31 protein-coding genes are annotated in these 24152 nt (G+C 41.7%); 6 read left to right on the top strand and 25 right to left on the bottom strand.

All coding sequences use genetic code 11. From position 1 onward, the window contains the following. Positions 1–2: 2 nt before the first annotated feature. The 16 genes from M1D72_RS01475 to M1D72_RS01400 form a co-directional block, all read right to left on the bottom strand. The gene (locus tag M1D72_RS01475) at positions 3–293 is read right to left on the bottom strand and encodes a PAAR domain-containing protein (protein ID WP_456295276.1); all 291 of its coding nucleotides are present in this window, start codon (positions 291–293) and stop codon (positions 3–5) included. Next, a complete protein-coding gene (locus M1D72_RS01470; protein WP_456295275.1) occupies positions 290–754 on the bottom strand; it encodes a hypothetical protein in 465 nt (154 codons plus the stop codon). Before M1D72_RS01470 ends, M1D72_RS01475 begins: the two co-directional genes overlap by 4 nt. Next, the gene (locus tag M1D72_RS01465) at positions 754–1329 is read right to left on the bottom strand and encodes a phage baseplate assembly protein V (RefSeq protein ID WP_456295274.1); all 576 of its coding nucleotides are present in this window, start codon (positions 1327–1329) and stop codon (positions 754–756) included. Before M1D72_RS01465 ends, M1D72_RS01470 begins: the two co-directional genes overlap by 1 nt. Beyond that, positions 1316–1849, bottom strand: a complete 534-nt coding sequence (locus M1D72_RS01460; protein ID WP_456295273.1) for a hypothetical protein — start codon at positions 1847–1849, stop codon at positions 1316–1318. The genes M1D72_RS01465 and M1D72_RS01460 overlap by 14 nt, the downstream gene beginning before the upstream one ends. Further along, positions 1846–2436, bottom strand: coding sequence for a phage tail protein (locus M1D72_RS01455; RefSeq protein ID WP_456295272.1), 591 nt, complete (start codon positions 2434–2436; stop codon positions 1846–1848). Before M1D72_RS01455 ends, M1D72_RS01460 begins: the two co-directional genes overlap by 4 nt. Continuing rightward, positions 2399–2749, bottom strand: coding sequence for a head-tail joining protein (locus M1D72_RS01450; protein WP_456295271.1), 351 nt, complete (start codon positions 2747–2749; stop codon positions 2399–2401). The genes M1D72_RS01455 and M1D72_RS01450 overlap by 38 nt, the downstream gene beginning before the upstream one ends. 5 nt (positions 2750–2754) lie before the next feature. After that, positions 2755–2937 (bottom strand): hypothetical protein, encoded by a 183-nt coding sequence (locus M1D72_RS01445; RefSeq protein WP_390195116.1) that lies wholly within the window; start codon positions 2935–2937, stop codon positions 2755–2757. 46 nt (positions 2938–2983) lie between these two features. Next, a complete protein-coding gene (locus M1D72_RS01440) occupies positions 2984–4804 on the bottom strand; it encodes a phage major capsid protein (RefSeq protein WP_456295270.1) in 1821 nt (606 codons plus the stop codon). Next, a complete protein-coding gene (locus M1D72_RS01435; protein WP_456295269.1) occupies positions 4779–6164 on the bottom strand; it encodes a phage portal protein in 1386 nt (461 codons plus the stop codon). Before M1D72_RS01435 ends, M1D72_RS01440 begins: the two co-directional genes overlap by 26 nt. A gap of 290 nt (positions 6165–6454) precedes the next feature. Continuing rightward, positions 6455–8350 carry a phage terminase large subunit family protein gene (locus M1D72_RS01430; RefSeq protein WP_456295268.1) on the bottom strand — a complete coding sequence of 632 codons (1896 nt, stop codon included), beginning with the start codon at positions 8348–8350 and terminating at the stop codon, positions 6455–6457. Continuing rightward, entirely contained in the window at positions 8322–8834 is a 513-nt protein-coding gene (locus M1D72_RS01425; protein ID WP_390195124.1) for a terminase small subunit, read from the bottom strand. The genes M1D72_RS01430 and M1D72_RS01425 overlap by 29 nt, the downstream gene beginning before the upstream one ends. 93 nt (positions 8835–8927) lie before the next feature. Next, complete coding sequence (locus M1D72_RS01420; protein WP_456295267.1) at positions 8928–9419, bottom strand: lysis protein; 492 nt, start codon at positions 9417–9419, stop codon at positions 8928–8930. Further along, complete coding sequence (locus M1D72_RS01415; protein ID WP_456295266.1) at positions 9395–9877, bottom strand: lysozyme; 483 nt, start codon at positions 9875–9877, stop codon at positions 9395–9397. The genes M1D72_RS01420 and M1D72_RS01415 overlap by 25 nt, the downstream gene beginning before the upstream one ends. Next, positions 9861–10040 (bottom strand): phage holin family protein, encoded by a 180-nt coding sequence (locus M1D72_RS01410; protein WP_456295265.1) that lies wholly within the window; start codon positions 10038–10040, stop codon positions 9861–9863. Before M1D72_RS01410 ends, M1D72_RS01415 begins: the two co-directional genes overlap by 17 nt. A 159-nt stretch (positions 10041–10199) precedes the next feature. Then, positions 10200–10862, bottom strand: a complete 663-nt coding sequence (locus M1D72_RS01405; RefSeq protein ID WP_456295264.1) for a hypothetical protein — start codon at positions 10860–10862, stop codon at positions 10200–10202. Between the two features lie 112 nt (positions 10863–10974). Then, positions 10975–11871, bottom strand: coding sequence for a hypothetical protein (locus tag M1D72_RS01400; protein WP_456295263.1), 897 nt, complete (start codon positions 11869–11871; stop codon positions 10975–10977). Between the two features lie 489 nt (positions 11872–12360). Between M1D72_RS01400 and M1D72_RS01395 the strand changes: the two genes are divergently transcribed. Both M1D72_RS01395 and M1D72_RS01390 read left to right on the top strand, forming a co-directional pair. Continuing rightward, positions 12361–12855: a hypothetical protein gene (locus M1D72_RS01395; RefSeq protein WP_456295262.1), complete on the top strand. Its 495-nt coding sequence runs from the start codon at positions 12361–12363 to the stop codon at positions 12853–12855. A gap of 838 nt (positions 12856–13693) precedes the next feature. Then, positions 13694–14749, top strand: coding sequence for a pectate lyase (locus tag M1D72_RS01390; RefSeq protein WP_456295261.1), 1056 nt, complete (start codon positions 13694–13696; stop codon positions 14747–14749). 103 nt (positions 14750–14852) lie between these two features. Here M1D72_RS01390 and M1D72_RS01385 read toward each other — a convergent pair whose 3' ends face one another. The 7 genes from M1D72_RS01385 to M1D72_RS01355 all read right to left on the bottom strand — a co-directional run bounded on the left by M1D72_RS01385 (position 14853) and on the right by M1D72_RS01355 (position 18941). Beyond that, on the bottom strand, positions 14853–15659 hold the full coding sequence (locus M1D72_RS01385) for a hypothetical protein (protein ID WP_456295260.1): 807 nt from the start codon (positions 15657–15659) through the stop codon (positions 14853–14855). Between the two features lie 60 nt (positions 15660–15719). After that, positions 15720–16742, bottom strand: a complete 1023-nt coding sequence (locus M1D72_RS01380; protein ID WP_456295259.1) for a DUF968 domain-containing protein — start codon at positions 16740–16742, stop codon at positions 15720–15722. Position 16743: 1 nt separating this feature from the next. Continuing rightward, positions 16744–16947, bottom strand: coding sequence for a hypothetical protein (locus M1D72_RS01375; RefSeq protein WP_456295258.1), 204 nt, complete (start codon positions 16945–16947; stop codon positions 16744–16746). Beyond that, complete coding sequence (locus M1D72_RS01370) at positions 16937–17911, bottom strand: ATPase (RefSeq protein ID WP_456295257.1); 975 nt, start codon at positions 17909–17911, stop codon at positions 16937–16939. The genes M1D72_RS01375 and M1D72_RS01370 overlap by 11 nt, the downstream gene beginning before the upstream one ends. A 92-nt stretch (positions 17912–18003) precedes the next feature. Then, the gene (locus tag M1D72_RS01365; RefSeq protein WP_456295256.1) at positions 18004–18231 is read right to left on the bottom strand and encodes a hypothetical protein; all 228 of its coding nucleotides are present in this window, start codon (positions 18229–18231) and stop codon (positions 18004–18006) included. Further along, the gene (locus M1D72_RS01360; protein ID WP_456295255.1) at positions 18228–18677 is read right to left on the bottom strand and encodes a YmfL family putative regulatory protein; all 450 of its coding nucleotides are present in this window, start codon (positions 18675–18677) and stop codon (positions 18228–18230) included. The genes M1D72_RS01365 and M1D72_RS01360 overlap by 4 nt, the downstream gene beginning before the upstream one ends. Positions 18678–18713: 36 nt before the next feature. Further along, positions 18714–18941 carry a helix-turn-helix domain-containing protein gene (locus tag M1D72_RS01355; protein ID WP_456295254.1) on the bottom strand — a complete coding sequence of 76 codons (228 nt, stop codon included), beginning with the start codon at positions 18939–18941 and terminating at the stop codon, positions 18714–18716. Between the two features lie 101 nt (positions 18942–19042). Here M1D72_RS01355 and M1D72_RS01350 point away from each other — a divergent pair, with 101 nt between their 5' ends. The 4 genes from M1D72_RS01350 (at position 19043) to M1D72_RS01335 (ending at position 21533) form a co-directional block, all read left to right on the top strand. Then, a complete protein-coding gene (locus tag M1D72_RS01350; protein WP_456295253.1) occupies positions 19043–19708 on the top strand; it encodes a LexA family protein in 666 nt (221 codons plus the stop codon). 134 nt (positions 19709–19842) lie between these two features. Next, entirely contained in the window at positions 19843–20058 is a 216-nt protein-coding gene (locus tag M1D72_RS01345; RefSeq protein WP_456295252.1) for a hypothetical protein, read from the top strand. Between the two features lie 81 nt (positions 20059–20139). Then, positions 20140–20328 (top strand): hypothetical protein, encoded by a 189-nt coding sequence (locus M1D72_RS01340; RefSeq protein ID WP_456295251.1) that lies wholly within the window; start codon positions 20140–20142, stop codon positions 20326–20328. After that, positions 20304–21533 (top strand): Arm DNA-binding domain-containing protein, encoded by a 1230-nt coding sequence (locus tag M1D72_RS01335; RefSeq protein WP_456295250.1) that lies wholly within the window; start codon positions 20304–20306, stop codon positions 21531–21533. The genes M1D72_RS01340 and M1D72_RS01335 overlap by 25 nt, the downstream gene beginning before the upstream one ends. Positions 21534–21810: 277 nt before the next feature. Here M1D72_RS01335 and yddG read toward each other — a convergent pair whose 3' ends face one another. Together yddG and M1D72_RS01325 are read right to left on the bottom strand one after the other, a co-directional pair. Next, positions 21811–22692, bottom strand: a complete 882-nt coding sequence (yddG, locus tag M1D72_RS01330; RefSeq protein ID WP_456295249.1) for an aromatic amino acid DMT transporter YddG — start codon at positions 22690–22692, stop codon at positions 21811–21813. A 497-nt stretch (positions 22693–23189) separates the two neighbouring features. Next, positions 23190–24146, bottom strand: a complete 957-nt coding sequence (locus tag M1D72_RS01325; RefSeq protein ID WP_456295248.1) for a DMT family transporter — start codon at positions 24144–24146, stop codon at positions 23190–23192. Positions 24147–24152: the final 6 nt, after the last annotated feature.

Below are 24152 nucleotides of genomic sequence, written 5' to 3'. Positions count from 1 at the left end.
CGTTAGTCTCCAGCAAAGACACTTGGGGACCCTGCTGCAACAAGCGAACCGCATTCAATAGGATCACCAACCCTGCCTATGGGTAAGCCATTTACAAATATGCTTTGAGCTCCCTGTAACAAAACTCCTGTATGACAGGAAAGAGACGGGTCACAGTGCACTGCCCAAGAATCGCTTTGCCGATGAACTGGCAAGCCATTACAAAATACGTTGTCTGAACCTTGGTTACTTGCGCGAGGAACGAAAGCTCCATGCCCAGTACCACCATCACCAAGTCGAGAGATGGCTCTCATAACATGTACTCCTGTAGCCGGCGTTTTCCTTCGTCATAATCATGCGAAACCACAATGTTAAATCGCTGGTTTCTTTCCTCTGTGTAGCGGGTGGATTCACGTGTTTTTATAACCGTTGCGATAACTTCTAACTGATAAATTCGGCTGGCAGTAGATGTTGGTTTGAACTCAATAATTTCCTTTCCTAAAGGCATTTCATCCCAGGACATGACACGCTTGATGCCTTCAGGAGTCCAATAGTCAATATAATCCGGCTTAAACAGTCCGCTAAAGGAAGCCACTTTCAGTGTTACGCCTGTACTGTCTGCTGTAATTTTGAATTGGATTGGTTTTTCGGGTTGTAGCGTCCACTGATAAGACGAAACAACTTCACTAACTCCAGGTTCGTAAGAAATGAGGTGCTCTATAGCCAAATCAGAGTCTTTATGCTCCAGGTCGGTTTGTTCTGGTATCCACGCCATCAGTTAAGATCAATCCTTGTGCCTTTAAGGGATAGGTTACCTTCCGCTTCAATATCGATATCACCACCGGAATTGATTGATAAGGAATCCTTAGATTCCACAGAAACAGCCCCGAGTGAAGAGATATAAGCATCCCCCTCAACGGATATATCCAACTTCCCGCTTGTAGATAGAGAAAGCGCCCCTTTAATATCTACTTTCAATTCATGCGTTTTTCGGTTGTAGGAAAATGAAGTCCCATCATCAAATTGAGTCATATGCTCAAATTCAGAATGACTTGGAGGGGTATTAGTAGAATCGAGCAAAGATCCAATGACGACTCCAGAAGATAGATCTCCGCCTTCTGATATGATAAGAACTTGCTCACCAATAGAGAGAGGATTCCAATCAGTGCGCCCTTTAACTGACGCCAATCCGGATACCCAAGGTAGCCATCCGGTTACTGCGTTCTCGGCATATTCGACTCGTACTCTTGGTGGTATTTTTGAAAAATCAACGCTATGAACTCTTCCTCGTTTGACCATATTGCTTAGCCGCCGCTGAATGTCACGGACAATGTAATTAAGTTCGCTCATCAGTTACTTGCTCATATGAATCTTGGTCGTTCAATCCCACTTTAGGCACATAACCAACCTTCACTGTTGAAGGAGTAACACCGGTATATTGAAATTCGTCTTTTCCTATATCGATCTCTTGAGTGAAACGGATTGACCACACAGCATAATCATCCAACTCAGGATTAAAGGCGTCAGGCTCGGCCGAACTGAACACTGCAGGCTCTACCGGTAGACCGAAACGCTCTCCTTCGACAGCGATAGCCAAGGCCATCGCTGCATTTCGTATGTCTAATTGGTATTTATCTTCTGCAATACCCAAAACTGCCAGTAATTCGCAACTCAAGGTAACCGTAAGCTGCCCATTCATTCGTTGATCTTCGCTTCGCTCCCAATCTTGCACAGAAAAGAAAGCACATGGCACAGGTAACGCCGTTTCCGTTTCTGGATAAAAATCCACTAACTGCAACCAATTGACGTGCTCTTTTAGCCACTTAACGATCATTTGGTGATAATGGGTTAAATGAATGCCATCACTCATCGTCGTGAAACCCTCCCCTTAAGATCCAAAGAAAAATGCCTGAGAAAAATCTCAGGCACTTGAGCAAATATCTGGTCTTCTATGTCGACCTGAATCGCTTCTTGTATTGGTAACTCTCCCTCTTTGATTGGAAAACGCGTTTTACCAACACGACTGTATATACTGCGACGCTTTCCGAACCTGGCAATAAACGCTTTATCATTACGGTAAGTGGGCAATCTGGAGGATGCAGGAGTGAACATTGCCCCTGCCGGTTTCCTTTTTGTTCCGAGTCGGGTTACCTTTCCCTTTAAATGTCCAACGGATAGATCATTAAGGCCAAACCACAGGCGTAATTCATCAAACGCTTTGCCACTCTTATTGAGCCTAAATTTCTGTAGTCTATTGCGTATAGATTTAATGCTTTGCGCCTTGAGATCATCGCGAACTAGTTGCCTGCCTAGCTTATTTAAAGTAACAGCTGTTCTAGATAACGCTCTACTGTATGCCTGATTAAATTCCTTATCGGTGGCGCCAAGCATTTGTTGAACAGCATGTAACTCGTCAAGATCAATATCGAATTTCAACGCTTGGAGATTGCTGTCCATTATTGACCCCTAGAACAAGTTTGGTTAACCCCGTGCCATCCGACTCAGAAGGCTTTATAACAATCCATTGTTTATTCGCTACCGTGACCAGGTCACGCACTTCAATACCCAAGGCGTCAACATCTTTTACGTATAGCTCAGCTTCTTGCGAAGAAACGTATCCACCACCAGGAATAGAACTTAAAACAGATGGGTTATCAAATACCCCTTTTAGCTCTCGATGATCATTTCCCTGGTGAACTATCACAGGAATAGAGAACTCATTGATTAGAGCCCGGTCCATTTCACTGACACATGCTTGCCAATTACTCATGGTCATCACTTACTTTGTTGCTTTGCGCTTTTCCCTACTTTCGCGTCTTTGTCTGCAAGAATCGCCGCGCCGGCTTGGCGCAAATTTGTTGCTGTATCCACATCGACTTCAACAACTTCGTCAGCAACGGCATGAATGTCTTTACCAATAACAGTGCCACGTGTGATTTTTAATTTTACTTTGTCCATTGAAAATACCTCTGGAGAATGCCCCACGTTCAAATGGGGCATAGTGTTAGGCGCTAGCGGCAACACCTTTGACAAACGATTGTGGGTTTCGGATAGCGACATCAGCCATTTGATGGCACCCGATATCTAAACCACCAGTTTTGCTATTTCGGGTAGGGATAAGTTCAACCATCCCCCAGGTACCAACCATCACATCAGCAAAGTTACCAAAGAGAGAACCACCAACTGGCATTTGTGTAGAGCTATGTGCTTTGTATCCATTACACTCACTGCCCTCGATAACAAATCGACCCGACCCCGCATCTTTTTTAGTTGTTTTGAGAGCGGAATAAACAGTTGGACGGAAAGCGTAAGCTAGAGATCCCATAAGGGCATTTACGTCGTCGAGCTTACCTTCCATTTTGACAATCTCTTCCCAGGAAGGAATACGATTATCTGCATCCGCTAACTCGACAGTTTGAACGCCAGCCGTATTGAGAATACCAAGCGGTTGATTATTGGCGCCTGTACCGATAAAGCCAGCTAAGTCAATTGCTAAAGCCATCCCTGTGAGCATATCTTCTCGAACAATTTGTTCGATTGCAGGAGACGATTGGCGCATAAGTTCAAAAGTCATTGGCACGACACCACCCACATGCTTACCGCTCATGGTGATATTACCCACTGTAACTTCAGACTCTTCGGCGTTTTCCTTTTCGGCTACCCAGCCAAATTGAGATGTCGCCGTTTTCTTTGGCATTGATAAGTTGCCATTCAGCCCTGGTAAGAATCGGGCACCTAAACGACCAAGCAAAGTATTTGCTCTGAGAACATCAATAAATTGGTTCGCCATATGCTGCGTTCCGATCAGGCCACTCGCGTTATCGGTATCTGACCGTACCCCCGTTAAAACACTCATCGGTACAACAAGACCACCACCTACAACAGAGCCACCTTGACGAATCAGCTCTTGTGACATCTCTCGCTCAAAACCGGCATCTGACCAATCACCTGACAGTTGGGCATTTAAAGCGCGTACTAGAGAATATTCTCGATGTTCTTTGCGAAGCATTTCTTCTCCAGTATGTCCCGCTTTAGGAGCTGGTTGTGACGCAATAAACTCAAATGATTTTGAGCGAAACTGATCTACATTCCATCCTTTTTCAATCGCCTCGCGTTTCAACTCAGATAAATCCCAACTAGTCCCGGATGCAGCTCGCTCGAGTTCAATGAGACGTTGACGTTCCTGTTGTCGAATATTTTCTAAGTTAATTGGTTCAGGCATAACCTGAGTGGTTACCTGACGCTCTTCTTGTGAGTCGGGCACCGTCGTAGATGTCGATTGTTCAGACATATCACTGTTATCCTTGTTTTCAAATAAAGATTCTTCACTGCGTCCAACACCAACACTCGCGTCAGCTGGCACAGCAACAATAGAAATTTCCGTTGGTTCCCATTGAGTAATACGAATTGTGTCCGGAGCGCCATTTTCGCCCTTTGTTCGTTCGTATTTTTGAATGTTGTAACCAACACTGATGTGCTTTCGGATACCATCCACGACATCTTGAAATACTTCGTCAGCACGCTTGCCTTTACCAAAACGAAGCGTTGCCCGTCCCCGACGGTCACTGCCGATGTATGCGATCTCAACTACACCAATTTGATCAGTGCGGTTGTGGTCCATTAAAACTGCGCCACCAGAGTTCAATCGTTCCAAATTGACAGACTCAGGCGCATGGTCGAGTACTTCGATACCAAACCAACGCTCGACTTCGATTTCAGACGAGAAAGCAACTTCAACGGTTCGTTTCTCTAAATCAAACTCTCGTTCTCCCTCCAGTAAAATCGAGCGCGTAAGAGATTCATTCTGTATCTTCTTTGGGCTCATCTTCTGCCTCCAGTTTGCTCAGCACTTGTTGAGCCGATATACCTAGCTGTTCCATTAGCTCGTTTTCTTCCGCGATCTCTCGGAATACATCTTCGGGCTCATCACCACGCTCTCGGATAATTTGTGAGAGGGAAACCGTCCGCATGTCATATTGAGTCTTTTTGGCCATAGCCTCGTTCTTGGGGTCCACCCAGTCCCAACGACGTCCAACAAATTGAGCAGGAAGGTAGTAATCAAGTCCTCGAGATAGAGGACGCTGACCAATTGTGATCCGTTGATACAAAAGAGAGGTATCAAGCCATAACTTAAACAATGGCTTTAAAAATGAGTGAATGATCCAACCTTGGATTGTCTTAAAGTATTCTCGGGTTTCCAACATTCCGACTCGAGCGCTGGAGTAATTCACGCCAGATAAATCATTACCTAAAGAGTGGTAGTCAACACCCAAGCCTGATGAAACGCCTTTTAAGATACGTTCAACAAAAGGAGCATAATCTCCAGAAGGATATGTCGGATCAAAAGCTTCGAATTTGAGGCTACCAATGTTCTCAAAAGTACCGGCCTCGGCATTAAGCATCATGTCCCCAGACTCACCATCACCGGTATATTCTTCATCTTCATCAGAGCGGAAAAAGCCCATTTTGGCCGCTCCTATCCTGAACGCTGTAAGAGCTGCTTTTTCTGCTTCGCCGAGTTGAAACAGACGACCTAAGGAAGGCGCAATCCATGGTGTTCCACGCTTTTGGCCGATAAAGTTTTTTCTGAATAGGTGCAGCATTTGAAGAGCAGGAATTCGTGTGCGTTTCTGGCTTTCTTGACTCGCTCCGACTGATGGGTGGTGAGATTGGTAATCGTCATTAATATGGTAAGCAACGGGATTTACGTGAGAATCATATTCAATTCCCATACGAACAACATTTCCATTATCAAGCTCCTCGTTAAAGTTAATATCGAGCCGGACTGGGTCTATTAATGTAGGAACAATATTGCCATTGCGCTCCACCCTAAGATAACAGAGCGCTTCGCCATCAGTCGCAAGCCCATCAATTAGCAACTGCTCAATCTCAACCAGATTTGAATCTTCAACAAATCTCATCCAAGCGCGCTCAATCGCTTGTCGCGCTGGCCGATCGGGCTTTCCATTGAAGTCGATCACCTTCGAACGTAACTTAAACCCCTGAGCACCAACGATATTGTCTTTTAGGATTTGAATCAGTCGAATTACATAATCATTATTACGGGCTTGATGCCTAGATCTGGCCCTTAATAACTCTAACTGTGCATAACTGACTTGGTCTGCAGTATAAGAATTGGAATCCCAAGAAAAGGTTAACCGATCGGGACTACCTGAGTCGTACATTCGACGCATTTCATTTACGACCATCCGTTGAATTGTATTACTCCTCATCCAATAACCCTTATTGTCTTGGTCCCTTGACCCATTTCTTTTCTTTCAAGCTTCAAGAGTTCAGACTCATAACTTCGTCTAAGCCGCTCGAGCTCCGAGGGCGCTAAATTAGTTGCGCTTCGACCATTAAAAGTGATGGAGGATTTTGCATTCGTCAGTAACCCTAACTGCGCAGATTCAATAGCGGTTAGAGCCTTCTCTAACCAGTCTTTTCTAGCGGCTTGCCTGGTCGTTAATGGCATTTAAAATCCTTTCATTTTGAACCGCCGGCGCGGTTTAGGTTTGGGCTTAGGTGAGGGGTTTTCGACAACCTTGAGATGTTCGGCCAATGCCGCGTAGTTTGGGTTTAAAATTTCTCTTGCCGCTAAGTTATAAACTTCTAAGTCAAATGCTTCATTCCGCTTTCGTATTTTTATCCACTCCAAAACAGCATGCCCTTTGAGATATCTAGTTCGACGCTCTTCTGCAGTAAGTTGTTTAAAGAACTCTTCATCAAATTTGGAGTTAATCGGATAGTGGTAATAACCACTTCCGTGCTCTTGGATTTGCAGATGTGCCATAACGAGCTCTTTACTCGTGTCGGTACCAACAGCGAATAACTTTATTTTCGCTTTGTTGGATGTTGAAGGCCGAGAAACAATAGGACGTCCTATCCCGCCAACTCCTTTAATCGCAAATATTCGTCGGCTTTCTCTAGGCTTAACAAACTTGTACACCTCTTGGGTAAAGTGACCACCTGAATCGATGCAAGTACATGCTATGGGTAGTTTATTCCCTGATTCATGTTGATAGCTTTGACTTAAAAACGAATCCAATTCATTCCAAATATCTGGTTTAGCTAAATCCCCATATAAAATTTTAAAGTCGACTGCCCAGCTCTCTTCTCCTGGCCCCCAAGCTTTAACCTCACATTCGAGGCGATCATCTTGAACATCGACAGCGCATGTCAGGACAACACCACCAAGAGGAATATCAGCGATGTAGTTTTCTCTGCGACGATATAGTTCATCCGAGTCGAGTTTTTCACCCTGCTCTTCCCAGGTTTCACCAAGAATGGTGTTCACAAAGGTTTTTAACTTACCAACATCGTCTTTAGCTTTTAGCCAGTCCAAGACCAAGCGACGCCAGTCAGTAAAAGGTGAATAGGCTGACCAAATATGAAAACTGACGAACTCTGGAGTATCTGCATGTCGATCATCAATCGTTGTCCAGCGCATACCATCTTGAGTTGCTAAGTTCGCGTTTCTATCTCTCCAAATCCCTTTATATTGCTGCGGCATCCATTCAGCGTAAGTACCTAGAACACCACAGTGCGCACATAAATAAGCAACGCTAGAGGGATCAGAGTTTTGAAACTTCATACCAAAATCAGCATCTGGCCCACCCCACTGAAAATATTGAAGCTCGCCACAGTGAGGACACGGTAATTCATAGTGCAGCATTACACCGCTTTCTTTACAGGCTCTTTCTATCTGGCATTCATGTTTATTTTTTGGCGTCGAACCGCGAATAGACTTACCAAAAACAGAGCCCTCTAGACGCCGATCACCTAAGAACGTTGGAGCCCCCTCTTTCTCGACATCAGCAGGAAATGCAGCAAGCTCATCGTAAATCACTGTATCTACTGATTTTTCACGATAGTTCTTAGCCGCTGTCCCACCCAAGCACCATAGTTGGCGTTTATTAGAAAATTTCTTAGTATCAAGCGTGTTGTCTCGATGCTTCTTGCCATACCAAGGGGCAAGAGCTTTAACGACAGGAACATCACGAATCATTGATTCGATATGGGCTTTCATGAACCCCGATGCAGCTGCGTCAGTAGGCTGAAACAACAACTGATTGCGTTTTTTGTGCTCGAGCATATAAGCCAGAGCAGCTTTCAACATTTGTGAATATCCGACACGAGCGGACTTCATCAGGTTAACGACTCTGATTTCATCGTTCCCCATGCTATTAAGTATCGCCACCTGGAAGGGAAGAGTTTCCCAACGACCTTCCAGATAAGATGATTCAGCAGATAGAAAGAAATGCTCATCAGCCCACTCAACGGCCGTCATTGGCATTGGGCGCCAAAAAGTTGATAGACCCTTTTTCACTGCAGCTTGAAAGTTACTCAGTTGTTTCTCGGATATAGTCATCTAATATCTCCGGCAATGATCTTTCTAATCTGCTTAATGCATTCAGGGCCTTGGCTAATTCGCGTTTAATATTCTCCGTTTGGATAGTGCTTAGTTCTGGATGCTTTCGGATGATATTCAGCGGCAAACTATCGATAACACCGGACGCTTCCGCCGACACTTTGGCTAATGCGTATGTAGCGAAATCTGCAGGTACCACTTCCTGTGTTGCGATTTGATTTTTTAGCTCCTGGCTATCAGCCTGAGCTTTGGTCAATCGGTAGCGTTCATATTCCAGACTACCCTCTTCAAAATCATCCTGTTCAACAGTAGCTTTACTGCTACTCGCCAAGTGCCGAAGGTAATGGATATAAGCTTTGCGGCATGATTCAAGGTGTAATCCCCCTGGACCTTTTGCCGCCGGTAGGACCCCATCTTTGATGAGGTTTCGCACCTGACGATCGGAGATATCTAGGTGCTCACCAACCTCTTTTTGTGTGCTCATAAATACCTATCAAAAAGCGGAAACGGAAACGGGTTTTGGAAAGGCTCGTAAGTAGAAAATTCTCGCGCGTGCTGGACCCACAATGCTCAGGCTCTAGGAAGGACCCAAATCATCTATAAGGCATTGAGTTTTAATATAATCTTGAAGATATTTAATTTGCTGATTGTTCAGTAACATCATTCGTCTGAGACGTAGATAATCTTCTCTAGCTGTTTCGCTAAGTCTTGGGGGCTTTGCATTGCCCAAGCTTCTGGGACTGGAGGTACTACGCACTGCTTCTGAACAGACAGCGTTGACGCGCAAGCGCTGAGTAGTAGAGCGCAGATGCTCACTAAGAGAGTCGATCTCCTGATTCGCTTCACTGAGTTGCTTGGCATGTTTGACCCCGATAGCAGCGTACTTTTCTAACTTTCTACGTTGCTCTTTATTAAGGTTGATTTGTTCATTGAGTTCCGTTGTCTTGACCGATAACTTTGTCTCGATGACTTGACGACGAGAGTGCTCGATAAACCAAGCAGACACCAAGCTAACCACTAAAGCCACGACTAAGGACCAAGCGGCTATTGATATTGTTCGGCTAAACATATCTCTCGCTCTATTGCTCTTCTTGTAACTAGTCCCTTCCAAACCTTTCCAGCGGCATACACCCAACGTTTAAGCTCGTTACAAGCGCTGATTACATCACCTTGATTGAGCTTCCTTAGTAGAGTCGATGTTTTAAAAGCGCCAACGCCAACGTTATAAGTAAATGAGTAGAGCGCGGCCTTCTGGGATTCAGTGATAGTCGTAGTAATGAGCGGGTCAACCTCTGCCTTGATGACTTTCAGTTGGCGCTCCAATAAAGCATCACATTCTGACTGGGTATAAGTTTTTCCTTCGATAACATCTGGTCCCGTCATTCCATAGCAAACCGTTAGAACACCGGCGACATCCCGATAAGGTTTGTATTCAATACCTTCCAGAGGCTTAACCATTGCCGTAGCCAGTAGTAATGCGCCGACACCAGAGGCGGCTAGTTTACTGACGTTACGGCTGATGCTCATTTCTTAGGTCTTCCTTACGCTTGTAATACCAATTCACTAGAAAGTTGCCAACAGCACATAACGCGCCAATTAATATGGCCCATTTCTCTAAGGTTACCGTTCCCATTGCGGTGGTTAGCCATGCCCAAAAATAAGCGACTGGGCTGGAATATTTTTCAGGCATACGCATATCCACCCCCTATTGGAGTGCCCTTCAGCTAAGAGATAAAAAAAGCCCCGCGAAAGCGAGGCTATGAATGGAATGTTAGAGGCATAAAAAAACCGTCTATCAGGCGGTTAATTTAAGTATGTATATTTATCCATACTAGATATATACACACTATTATGCCCCGTTTTTATTTTCAAGTTCTTTTTTGAATAATTTACGAGCAGCTTTGTCATAGCCAATCAGTAAGGTGCGAATGGATTGAATATGTTTATCCCAGTCAGCCCAGTGATTCTGGTAGAAACGCACTCGTTTTTTCTTGAATGATTCACTGCTTTCTTGCTTATCAAGACAATCAACTTCGACTAAAACATGAATCAGATAAGAGCGGGTCAGCGAAGGAGAGTATTTTACTCCATCGATATCCTGGCATGTTTGAGCGCCACCAATTTGCTCTAACGCTAAACCACCAGCGACAACAGGAATTAAAGCTTGAATACGATCGTGAGTCCGTTTTTGAATCATGATGCCCTGCTCCGCAGAATCAACAACCCAATCATTTAAAACATTTTCGAAAAGGCGAGTCTTGTTATCAGTTGAATTCCACAGTGGAGAAGCGTAGGCGAAGAGACTCCAGTCTGCTAAGTGCTGTGCTTTGACGGCCATGCGTTCAACAGCTGCCAAAACTTTAGCACCATCTAGCTTAGAACCAATTTCAATATCTGCAGCTCCATAGTTTCCACCACTAGAACCATCACTATACTTAGCTCGAATACCTTCAGTCGCCATACCAATGGCAGCTGACATATCCCAACGCTCGATGTTTGTTACCAATCCCATCGCTAAACCTCTTGTGAATACGACAAGAGAACTGTATATCCATACAGTTTAAATTTCAACAATAAGAATCTAATTAGCAGTGAGTACTATCGAAAAATCAAGCTCTACTTATCTAGTTGCTGAAGTCAAAGCCAAGAGATATTGCAAGCCATAAGTCACTATCATCTTCGAATTTCGGTCTATCACTTTTACTCACTTTATCGGCCCCTAATACAAAACCAAGATTAAAATCATTCTTGATTTCAAAGAGTAAGCCACCACCAAAACTCAAACCAAATAAATTGGTTGAGTCTCCCGATTGGTCCTTGCCTTGTAGAGATGTGGGTCCAGCAAAACCCACGAGAGTGGCCTCTAAACCTATATTGCTCCAATCTATCCGGTAACCAGCGAATGGAGCGACAGTTACAGCACCACCGAAGTTCTTGGAATCCGTATAATATTTATAAGGAACCAATAAAACACCGTAGCTAAAACCAGACATCACCGCGTTATCAGGAATAAAACCGCCTTTATTTATCTCTGCACGTACTAGTTGGCGTCTTGGCAAATATTCTGCTGTTTCGTTCACACAGTAATACGTGGGTGCTTTACCTTCGGCAACTTTTTCACTAATAGCTCTTGATCTTAAATCGTCAGTATTTGCTTTTGCGATCTGAGCACCGAGCAATACACTTTGCCTCAGCTTTTCCTCATCCCTTCGATCGCTTTCGCTCGTCCAGCCCCAATTAGAAACACGATAGACTTCATAAGTCTTATCGTCATAGGCTTGCACCCTTACCTCCTCTCCAGAAGGCAAACAGTACTTACTGTCACTACCCGAATCTTCCAGTACAACGTCATAAGGGAAAGACAATTTATCTCCCTTATACTTTCCTTCGCTATTAACAATGTTAGCGTTTGTAGTTGTATCATTAGGTCTTAGAGGTTCATCTTGATTTTCTGCACTAGCACCTGCTGATGAAAAAAGCACTATAGCTAGTATTGAAAAGCCACTTATAGATTTACTCATCGTGCCACCGACTGTCGTTGTTGTTGTGAATTATGATTTCTATAAAAACATTAGAATAGAAAATGGCACTTGCTATATCGATAAGACCTGTCATACGACAAATTTTAATGAAAATCATGAAACCGGCGGACTAAATAAATAGGTATAACTCGAATAGCAGGTATTCAGGCTTTCCATGTTTGTATCCACGTAATACGCTCTCCTCTGACATCCTTCGCTTGTCACAGCCGCCCTGAGGGGCGGCTATTTTTTTAAGCTCAACAAGACAGTCCTCCTTCATACACAAGAAACCACCAACTCGATTACAATACCATCACTCCATATGTGACCATCTGACTTTTGCTATAGCGCATCACCATACCTTATCCTGTAAGGTCGGACATAAATTTGGGGTGAGAGTCAAAAACTAAAAATTAAATTTAATTTAACATCCCTCTTCAATAGAAGAGGCGTATAAGTAAGGAAAGATAAAAGTAATTTATGAGATTCATGGCTAAAACTAGAGAAATAAAAACAGTTGAAAATTACGAGTGGATTCTAACGGAGTTTAGCTTAGGAGACCCATCATTGTCTCATAAGGTATATATAATCGATTACAGAGAAAAGACAATAAAGATAATTTTAATTGATGACTTTGAAATTAATTTATCCCAAGAAAACCTTTCATTATCCATAAAAAGGATGGCATATAATATATATGTCATGAGTAAAAAAATAGATAAAAGTTCAGCATTAAATCAATGTAGAAGAAAGCTTATACCTACGCTGTCTGGACTGATAAAATCAACAGACGATTATAGCCATTGGCTCATCTCAGCAGATAAAACAAATCATCTGAGTATCTTAATTAACATATATGACAATAAAAAAATGGGTTATACCTTCTTAACATCAGAAACAAAAACGCTAAGACCAGAGGAAGCTATGGTTCTATCAAATATATTGAGAAATGAGAATATAATAAAATTTAAAGACTTACACTGAGTTTTATAGAGATAATAAGAAGATATAAAATCAACAAGCATCGCCCCCTATCTTGCCTACCTTTCAAGCCACAAACCTCACAAATACAACTTTATGTCTAGTTAAATGGTGTTGTAAATTTCTAGGTTAGACAATACTCTATTCGTATACTATGTTTAAAGGTTATTGAACCTATACACTTAAATATCATCGGTCTAAGGATCAGCCCAATGATTAAAATAATAAATACAACTGTCCCATTCACTTGGGTCTTATACGCTCTAGGTTGGCATTTTTTTCTCAAAGCTTTAGGAACCGCTCAAACTACACATTTAGATACTTTTTTCTTACTTTACTATATCTTCGTTCCCATCAGTGTACTTTGGGGGCTATGTTACTCTTTACACGAGAGAATGTGGTTTTGGGTAGTAGGTTTCATTCTTTTTGGCGTTATACCGGAATTGATAATTTTACCAGGATGGGTAGCTGATTGCGTGAGCTACTTTTCTCTTTTATAAAGTCTAAGACATCCACTACAGCTCTCATAGCTACCCACCAGACAATTTTTTACTGTCTTATCACACAGCTCTTCAAAGAAGAGCGTACATAATGTAGTGATATAATGGTTTTAGCCACATGATTAGAGGTATTAATAATACCAGTGACTACTAGATCCAGGTTCAGCAATGATCAAAGTCATTGCAATTGTAAAGTATTGTAAAATTAATCCAAAAGAAATTAACAAAAATGATAATTTCAAAGAAACTTGACCAAAACAAAAAAAAGCAAAAAAAAATCAAAACATCATTTTAAATAATACTATATTGGTAATGGGAAAAACCACATAGGATATAGAAAAATGTTAAAGATAGTATCAGCTTTAATTATCATTATATCATCTATATCTTCTGCTTTTGCAGATGATATTACGTTAATGATATATAAAAACAACGACCAAAACATTCTAAGTTGGTCTTCAAACAATACGGAAGCTTCAAGACAAGAAGTATATAGGAAATATATAGACGATAGTAAGGAAGAAAAAATAGCCACTCTATTAGCTAGTGATAGAACATATGAGGATATAGACGCTGATTTAAACCAAGATTATTATTATCAAATTAAGTTAATAGATAATAATAATACAGTGCACACATCTAATCTAATAAGTACCTTGGAGTCAGAAAACGAATATATGTCCTCTGTAAGTCCATCTGCGTCGTCAGAATGTTACGCAGGAGCAACCATTTCAAACAAAACGGTTGATTGTGGGGGCAAAACCATTGGGCTAAGCTGTGACGGAGATAGTGAAGATCAAAAACCTGTATTGACACTTTATAATGCTAGTGTCAAAAACGTTAAAATATCAAAAAATGGTGGTGCTGATGGCATCCATTGTAAATCAGGAAACTGTAGTTTAGAAAATGTAATCTGGGAAGATATTTGTGAGGATGCAGCAACGAACTATGGAAACAAACTAACTATAAATGGTGGAGTAGCATATAATAGTACTAGTGGTCCAGGAGGGAAACCAGATAAAGTTTTCCAACATAACTCTAAAAACAGTACCATAGAAATTAAAGGTAATTTTACTCTAACTGGTGAGCACGGAAAATTATATCGTTCATGTGGCGACTGTACAGGAAATGGTGGCCCAAGATATCTGACTATAAATGGCGTAAAGATTGATGCTGATATTGGCTCTGTCGCTGGAGTTAATGGGAACTATAAAGATGTGGCAACAATTAGAAATTTGAAAATTAAAGACTTCAAGTACTCGAGTGGAAAGGGGAAACCCAATGTCTGCGTTGAATACAAAGGTGTAGAGAAAGGCAATGGAAGCTCTCCGAAAATCGGCGAGCAATGGAATACAGATGAATGTAACATATCACCTTCCGATGTTAGCAAGTTGTAAAGTCTTATAGTTTGCTTGTTGGCGTACATGGAATTCCCCAAAATTTTTTTGAAAATTTTATGTACGCCTTTTTTAAAACATCTAGAGTTTATATTGGTAATAATTATTTATTACATAAAAAATATTCCATCTTAAAAACAAGCATATTTTGAATAAAGTCCGGCCAAGAAGTGCATTCAACCCCTTGATAAACAACAACTAGAACATTGGACATAAATATAGGAATAATCACGAATAATGGGACAACCAAAAAGAACCCCGTTGCCTCCCTACTACGATGATTAGAAAACGCTAATCTTTCTATTAAAACACTATATAAATCATTTATGTGGATATACATTCCATTCTGAAATTTGTTTAAAAGACTCATATCTTCATCGAAATAGCTTTCTTCAATCTCAGCTAGTTTCCCTTTATCTTTTCGTTGTTGGTTTGTTTCTATAGCTAGCTTGACATCGTCTCTAAATGATAAACGACTACCACTAGACTTCACAAAAGAATCTAAGCTACCATATCTGTACACCTTAGGAGAGAAGGTATAAAAAAGAACGATAAAAATAAGGAACATAAATCCACAAGCCCAATAAACAAAAACGAATGGTGTTATATATTTATTTAACTCAACAATATTTAGTGCCTTAATTAAAGTAGGAGCAAAAAAGAAACACATAATGTAAAAATTCAGTTTCTTACTATGTATAATCGTGGAGTATACTTTCCAGCTACTAATGCCACCAAATCGATAAAATAACTGTATAGCAATACAACTTATAGTTATTGACATGGCAATCAATAACGCATAGTCATAAAACCCATATGTGACGCTTGGGACGAAATAGGAAACAGCATTAATATAGGCCAAGATCTGACCTACTGTAAAAATACATCCTTCAACTAATTTTCTATTCATAAGACTAGAATTTGAGCCCTTAAAATAAACTTAAGTGCTATATTAAGTTTTCCGACGTTGTTAAGCAATGACCATCATATTAAAAGCTTCGCTAATGGTTCTTTTTATATAAAATAGCTGAGAAGCATTCCTCGCTTCCCAAGCTTTTGGATCATCATGAAACTTTCGATGCTCATCGATATGAAGCGGTATAGTGAACAAATCATGACACTTGCCTCCCATCTTCCCTTCTCCATGGCCAATAAGATGGTGCGCGACTATATCTGTGGTTTTACCTGTAATGACGCAGGGTAAAGAGCGTACAAACTTTAGGTACGCTTCGCTTTTCCAGGTAATCTCTTTGGGACACGCCATAAACATTGCTGGTGGTTCTGGGTCGATAATGAACTGTTTAATTGGTTTTATGTAGTTGGCCATCCTTTCGCGTTCGTCGGGAACGTACCGATTATCAGTATCCTTTTTACCACCAAACATGACACTTCGACTTTGTTGATTATTGCCAAACAAAGCAGTCAGCAATTCTTGAGGCATATACTGAGTCAGTTGTTTAGTTACGGCCCACCAGCCAATTTCGGGAAAAGATAAGGCTCTATCATGAGGAAGCTTTAATTGTGAACGAATACTTTCAAAAGCCCAGATAGACAAATTCTTTAAAGCGATTGATTGAGTGTTATCCGTTTGGTTACTTCTTTCAACATTGTCATGATGCCAGCAAAGCCGAATCGCTCCTCCACCAGCTGGCTGGAAAACCGTTAAATTCTTATCGCAATACTCACCATCCGATAACTGACAATGAGGAATACGTTTTACCCAAGATAAAAAGTCATCCCCCAACCTCTTCTGAACTTCCGACCTTAAAAAGAAAGCATTCAGACGACCATCACCTATCAGTGTTTCAACAGCCGCGTGAGAAATTACCTTCTTCAATCGTCCACTTGGTTCTCCCACAAGTTGAGCCGGCAGCGGCATAACCAGAAATCGATTCCCATGGCTTTCCTTGATGATTTCAGATAGTAGGCTTTTCCCTGGCTTAAACATCATTAGCCCTAAATCAGGCTGTAAGAACGGCTGCAGTACGAACAAACTAAGCCTCCGCTAACCAGAACTTACTTGAAAAACCGGTTAATTCACTACTCTCGTGATAAACCGGCTTCCCCGCTTCTCGAGCTCTACGAACCAAACGAACCAATTCACAAACATGAATATTCAAAGCCCGACACAACTCACTAGGACTCCAAAGTTTCTTTCTCGATGCCATGACTGAAATTAACTGCTTCTCACTGGCCATTGGAACCTCCTAATTGGTTTACGAGCTCTTCACGTTTCGCTAGTAGCTCTGTGAGTTTGCGTTTGGACGATTGAATTGCAGCTTCAGACTTCCTTTGCTGGAAACTGAGCAATGCTGCATTTTCATTGTTGATATCGATTTCGAGCAGATGTATTTGGCGCTTAAGAAGACTCAAGTCGTCCGAGACAACCGACTTTGAAGCTTGTGGTTTTGGTCCCCTATCCTGCTCTTTGCTCAACCACTGGTGAATAAATCGATTAACACCTTGCTTGGTTTTTTGCTTCGTAGGGTTTCCTTTGCACCAACCAATCATGTTTCGGATTTGCTGGGGAACGTCGACTGCTGGATAGAGTTCTTTCAAGTCATTGATGTCTGATTGGGTTATCCCATGAGTTTGGGATTTGCCCTTGAGTGGAATTTCAAACAGAGCCAATTCGGCGGTTTCGAGTTCGCTCGTAACATCTAAGATCTGTTCGTTCTGATCTGGTTTGGATCTGTTAATGGAATCGGTAATTTTACCACTTCCATGGTTCTGGTAATTTTCCCGATTCGAACTGGTAATATTCCCATTTCCATCTGGTAATTTTACCGAATCCATTTGGGAATTATGCTTTTCAGGAGGAAACAGTAACTCCACCAGCCGTTCACCATCAATTTGGTAATGAGTCGTTGGAACGCCATTGGCCTTTTTAACGCGGCTAAGAATGACGTCACCCAGTCTTTTTTTGAGCTGGCGAATCGCGTAGCGTACTTGATCAACTGTTAGACAAAGCTCATCCCCCAGCTCATCGTTAGATTTATAAAACCATTCACCATCAGGTTTGGTACTGGACCAAAACACCAACTGCGATAGAACGGCAGCGTGAGTATGGTTACCTTCGCAAAAGTTGATATAAGGTCTGGGAATAGTAATCGCTGCAGCTTGGCCAGACAGCTGTCTTACCACATCAAACAACCTAGCCATGGTTCACCTCTTTACCTACCACAAGGCGTAAAAGTTTGTAGTTCTCCGTAAGAACCATAAGTGCTATTCTTTTCATGACTTCTCCGAGCGTTTTAGTCGATGCTGAGAGTCGAACCAGGCTTTAGGCTGTTGGCGCAGTCTAAAGCCATCTCTTTATCTTCAAGTGATCGTAAGTAGGTCTCACATTTCTGCCTTAGAAACTGAATCTGCTCCTTTTCATAAACATCAGTATTTTGTCCCTGAGCATTTGCACAACGACACGAGTTTCGAGTCATATCCCCCATCTGTTCGACGGTGACCCAGAATTGCTCTGTTTTCATCTTACCCCCGCGTATAACCGATCGAGCTTTAACATGAAACCCTCAAATGTAGATTGATAACGATTCTTGAGCTTATGGATTAGCTTTCGCTCCTTTGAATCAAAAACTCCGTCCTTCGCCGCTTCGTGAACCGTCTTATCCAGTAGGCCCTTTACTGCGTTTAACTGGATGTGGCAGTCGAACATATCTTCGCTATCTAACTCAGTTGCTTTTGGTTGCTGTACTAAGAAGTAACCACACTGCTCTGCAAAGTACTGAGCGACAAAAGGCGTCTGGGTTATATCTGCTAGTTCTAGCAATTGATCGACGCTAAAAAATCGAGAACCATTCCTTTCATACAAGTGGTTTTCAAATATATCCTTCGTCATGCCAAGTTCAGCAGCTGCCTCTTTCCGGCCGCCGATCAAGCTGGCAATAGTCAAAATGACCATTTCTTTCTTATCCACAATTCATTCCTCAAAATAGTAGTTACGCTAATCTATTTATCCCGCTAAATTCTTTACCTTAGTAGGATTAGGAAAAACCTCTTCAAATGAGCAAGAACAACCGAGTTCATTAAGTGCATTGAGAATCTCCCAACACTGGCTAAAATTCGGCATTCTTCGGTTCGTTTCATAATGATAAATAGAGCCAGGTTCTATTCCTGATTTCTCTGATAGTTGCTTTACCGAAATGCCAGAAGATTCTCTTAATTCTCTAATTAACTGCATAGAGTCCTCCAAACTCAATATGTACATTATGTATATCACGACAAAAAATAAATGTACATATTGTTGATTGAACCTTTTTGTACAAAATGTACATTTAACATATGAAAATGAATTGGACTGTCCTGGTAAAAGCCAGGTTAAAAGAGCTTGGGATAACTCAAGAAAAACTCGCGGAAATGGTGGACGTCACCCCGGGAGGAATGGGACATTGGCTAAACAAGCGTAGAGAACCAACGTTAGAGCAGATTGCTAAGATACTAAATGCGTTATCGTTAGATAAGTTGATCCTTAATTCTGATGGTACTCTTGAGTACCCACAAGAACTCATATCCAACGTAACGCCTAGTAATATACAGCCCAATTACCAACAAAACTTTCCAGTATTAAGTTCAGTACAGGCAGGAGCTTGGACCGAGGCTGTTGAGCCATATCGCCCAGAAGAAATCGAGGAGTGGTTTCAAACAACAGAGAGAACGAGTGGGCGCTGTTTTTGGTTAAGAGTGCAAGGGGATTCTATGACTTCCTCTTCTGGAGTTAGTTTCCCACAAGATACTCTTGTATTAGTTGATACCGAAAAGGAAGCTCAAAATGGTTCTTTGATTGTTGCTAAGTTAACAGAAGTAAATGAAGCTACTTTCAAGAAGTTAGTTATAGATGCCGGCCAGAAATTCCTCAAGCCACTCAATAGCTCCTATCCTTCTCTTCCAATAAACGGCAATTGCAAGATTATCGGTGTTGTTGTCGATGCAAAAATGAAGCTGATTTAAACGCAACAAATTCTCCTCCATATAAAACCACCAACCAGGTGGTTTTTTTACGCCCGTAAAATATACAAATTGTATTGACACACAAATATACAATATGTACATTTTAAGTATTGGAACATTTCTATGGAGCAATCATGCCATCAACAATCGATACCCAATATGGGAAAGTCATCGCTAGTACGCCTTATTACAGCTTTACCAAGTGGGAAGAGGTTATTTCCCTAACTCTCATTAAGCCAGAAAACCAAGACAATGGTTACGGCGTATCCAAAGAGTTTCGAGAAAGCGAACTGCAGCTAAACCGAAAATTCATTGATAACTTTGCGAAGGAAGCCAGCCTATTCCTTTAATTTTCCAACTTGTCAACAACCAGAATTCTGTTGGATTGGTTGTTAACTCAGGCTCGCCAAAAAGCTATATAGGTGTTTCTAATGAGTAATTTAAAAATTTCTGTCGTTTCTCTTAAAGCTGCCAGTCAAGCAATTGGCTTTGCGGAAGATACTTTAAGAAAAGGCGCAAGAGCTGGGAAATACCCTTCAACAGTAATCAAAAAAGTTAAAGGGTCCTGGATGGTCGATATTGAGGAATGGGATAGATGGCACCGAGAGCAGCATCATTAGTTTTTCCCACGGGAGTTGAAGCCCACGGAAACACGATACGTATCGCTTTCTCTTATAGGGGAAAGAGATACCGAGAGTCTTTGGGGATACCAGTCACCAAGCAAAACATCAATTTTGCTAGGATGAAGCGAGAAACGGTCCTTTACGAAATCAATATTGGTACATTCAACTATGCAGCCCACTTTCCAAACTCTAAACATGCCTTTGGTACTCCTTTAGCGAGGACAATTGAATCGTTAGCTGAAGAATTTCTAAATTCCAAAGAGCGCGAAATTCGCAGCTCAACGCTGCAGAGATATAAATGGGTTTTGCGAGATTTTGCGTTGTTATATGGCCCAAACCGCAGCTGTGACACGCTATCACCGAGGTCTCTCAATAAATTCCGACAAGAACTAGTAAAAGGCAAAGGTGGGCGCACGATAAATCGGAATCTAGTGACTATTAATGCCTTTTTGTCATGGCTTTTCAAAATGGAATATGTAGAAAAGGATTTGTCCAAATGGCTGGGACGCGTAAAAGAAACCGAATCTAATATCCACCCATTTTCGATGGAAGAAATCGACAAAGCCCTATCTGAATGTCATCAACTACAGCATCGCAATATGATCACACTTCTTGTGTACAGCGGTATTCGAAGTGGAGAAATATGCGCCTTAGCTTGGGAGGATGTGAACTTTGACGACAATACGATTCATATTAGGCGTTCAACGTATGACAATCGTGGTTTAAAGACCACAAAGACTGACAAAGAACGGTTTGTAGACCTACTTCCACCAGCTATAGAAGCACTTAAAGCTCAGCGTCACTTGACATATCTTTATCCAGCACAAGAACACGAAGTCGAGTTACCAGGAAACACTTATCGCACTGAGAAAATTCGCTTTGTATTCAACCCAAAAGTAGTCAGAGAACAAAAAGGCAGTGACTATGATTATTATGGCAAACGAGCCTTAGGCAGAATTTGGGCTGCTTTGTGTGACAAAGCTAACATACCTTATAGGAACCAGTATCAGCTTCGCCATACCTACGCCAGCTGGATGATCACTCACGCTAATGTCAACATCAGTTACCTTGCACAACAAATGGGCCATGCCGATATAACTATGGTCGCTAAAGTTTATGGTAAATGGCTTCAAGAATCGAATAAAAAAGAGTCGACTCGAGTTTGGAAAGAACTACAGAAAGTAAAAAACTGCCAAGTATAGCTCTTAATCCTAACAACTTTTTGGACAAAAATGAGTTTCGGAAACTAGAATATTAGCACTTAATAAATTACTTAAAGTATGGAAAAATAGCTTAACTCAGTGTCCAAAACTAATGGTGTAGATCAAAAACCAGAAAAGCCATAGCTGAACATCACAACCGCCGAAAAATCAGGATTGATGGCGATGGCTTACACCGATCTCAGGTTAATTAGCTGTAGCGTATGGCCAAATCATGGAACCTTTCAGTTTGCTTTGCCAAGAAGCAGACATACAGATTTTAATTTAATCTGGTTGAGATCCAACAGATAATAGAACCAGCGCTTACCATCAATGCACCCATCCAGAATTCAAGTCCCAGAGATTCGTTTAGAAGTAGAGCAGCAAAAAGGGCTGAAAGAATAGGTGTAAAATAGGATGCCGTTGCAAGTACAGTGACGTTACCATGTAGAATGCCAATATTCCATGCTGCATAACCCAGTCCCATTGCGCATGAAACTAAGGCAAGATCGACTAGTACCCGAGGCGATAAATTTAATGTAGGGAACTCCCCCAAACTGAGTTTTATCCACAATACGATTGCAGTGAGCATAAAAAACGGTGTGATGCCGTTGAATCCTCCAGCTAATTTCTTGGTTAGCACACAGTAGACGCTCCAAAATATGGCTCCGGCAAAGGCAAGTCCATAGCTAAGTGGGTTGGATACAATATTGGCGATCATATCAGTTATTGAGAACCCATGATTTCCTCCTAACACTTTACCGACCCCGATCAAGCAAACAAGCATTCCTACGAGTAAAAGCGGATTAATTTTTTTCTCGCTTGTAATAGCTGCAAGTACCAGTGTTAAGCTTGGCCATAAGTAGTTCACCATACTGACTTCAATCGCCTGCGCCCCTGAGTTTGCCATGCCAATGGACAGGGATAGACACAACTCATAGGCGACAAAAAGAAATCCACCCAATATGAGATACTTCCGCGGAAATTTTGAGAGTTTTGGAAAACCAACGGCAACAAATAAGATCACTGAACTAAGTGTGTAGACCATGGCTGCTCCCGCTACCGCCCCCAAAGCCTCGGTTACTGTTCTGATGAGGCCGATCGTGGAGCTCCATAGTAAAATGGCAATCATTCCGATACTTGTAGCTTTGTTGTATGTCATATAAAAATTTTTCCTTTAAATATATGGAAAGTCGTGTTTTAGCCGATCTGTAAACGAGGCGTGAGGGGTAGAGCAAGATCGCGAACGTTTTTTTAACCACTTGGAAAGATCGATTTGGCGATCATGTTTAGCGGTGATGATATAGCTTATTCTGCTGTTTTTCGAGTAAGCTGTCGCCATTTTTTACATTCGGATAACTTTTGATAGGGAGAAACACTAGAAACGGAGTGGAACAAGAACTTTTGCTCTGAATTGTTTTGGGGCAGTTTCGTGCCAGCCAAGATCAAGCTGGCATGTTGATGGACAATGCTGAGTTACGAATTCTGTTATGTTCGAGGTTAATGGCTTACTTTTTTTTATTCAGGAGCCAACGGACCCAACTCTTTGTTAAAAGGCCACTACGAATATAAAACGCGGTTTCCATCCCTACGAGCAAGTAATATTCACTCTTTAGGGAGCAAACATAGCCATTCATTTTGCTCCCTAAGCTTATTACTTCATACCTTCTCGGGTAAGTTACACAATGTGACTCCTACCACAGACAGTCCTCCCGCAAAAATCAAAACATTTGTTATTTCTTCGCCAAGAAATAAACTTCCAGTCAATACTCCTGTGACTGGTGTGAGCGCTAAAAAAACTCCAGCTCTGGTTGCGCCAATGGATTCTACTCCCATGTAGTACCAAGCGTACGCTAATGCTGACCCCAAAATGCCCAAATAGGCGAGACTAAACAGATCAATGACACTTAAAGTTCGAATCAGTGCTGAATTAAATTGCCCCGTCAGTATGGTGACAGCCAGAAGCATTACCGCACCTGTTATCACAGAGTACACAATGGTAAAAAACGAGCCGATACTTTGTATCAGGCTTTTACCTAATAAAGTAAATACAACCCAACTCAAAACACATCCGAGAATATATAAGTCTCCGACATTTGCAGTCATGATGTCATTTAATGAGGATGATTTAGTAACAATGACGAGCACTGCACCACTCAAGCTTAACACTATACCTATTGTTTTATTTTTAGTGAGTTTTTCCTGATATATGCACACGGATGTCATTGCGATAATCGCAGGGCTTAGTGTCATGATTAATGAAGCTCGCGATGCACTTACCGTTTGCAGACCTGAGAAGAAAAACAGGTTATAGGCGAACACACCACAAGTACCAAGGATGATCAACATGGCCCCTTGTCTCAACGTCACCTTAACAAATCCTCTACCGCTCACTATCAAAAACAAGCATAAACTCAGACTTGCGAGAGCAAATCGAATTGAAGATGACATCAAAGGTGTAATCTCTGGATTAAGCACTCGGCCCGCAACGAGCGTTCCCCCCCACACCATGGCGACAAACGCTAATTGTAGACAACTAACCAGTGAAGACCGTGTTTGCACTGCGAGTAACTCGTCATTAGGAGCGAACTCATAATTTTTTGTACGATTAGTCATAATATC

It is taken from the genome of Vibrio sp. AK197 (assembly GCF_053903115.1).
Note: the sequence above shows the minus strand (reverse complement) of the source record. Positions and strands in the feature narration are given on the sequence as shown.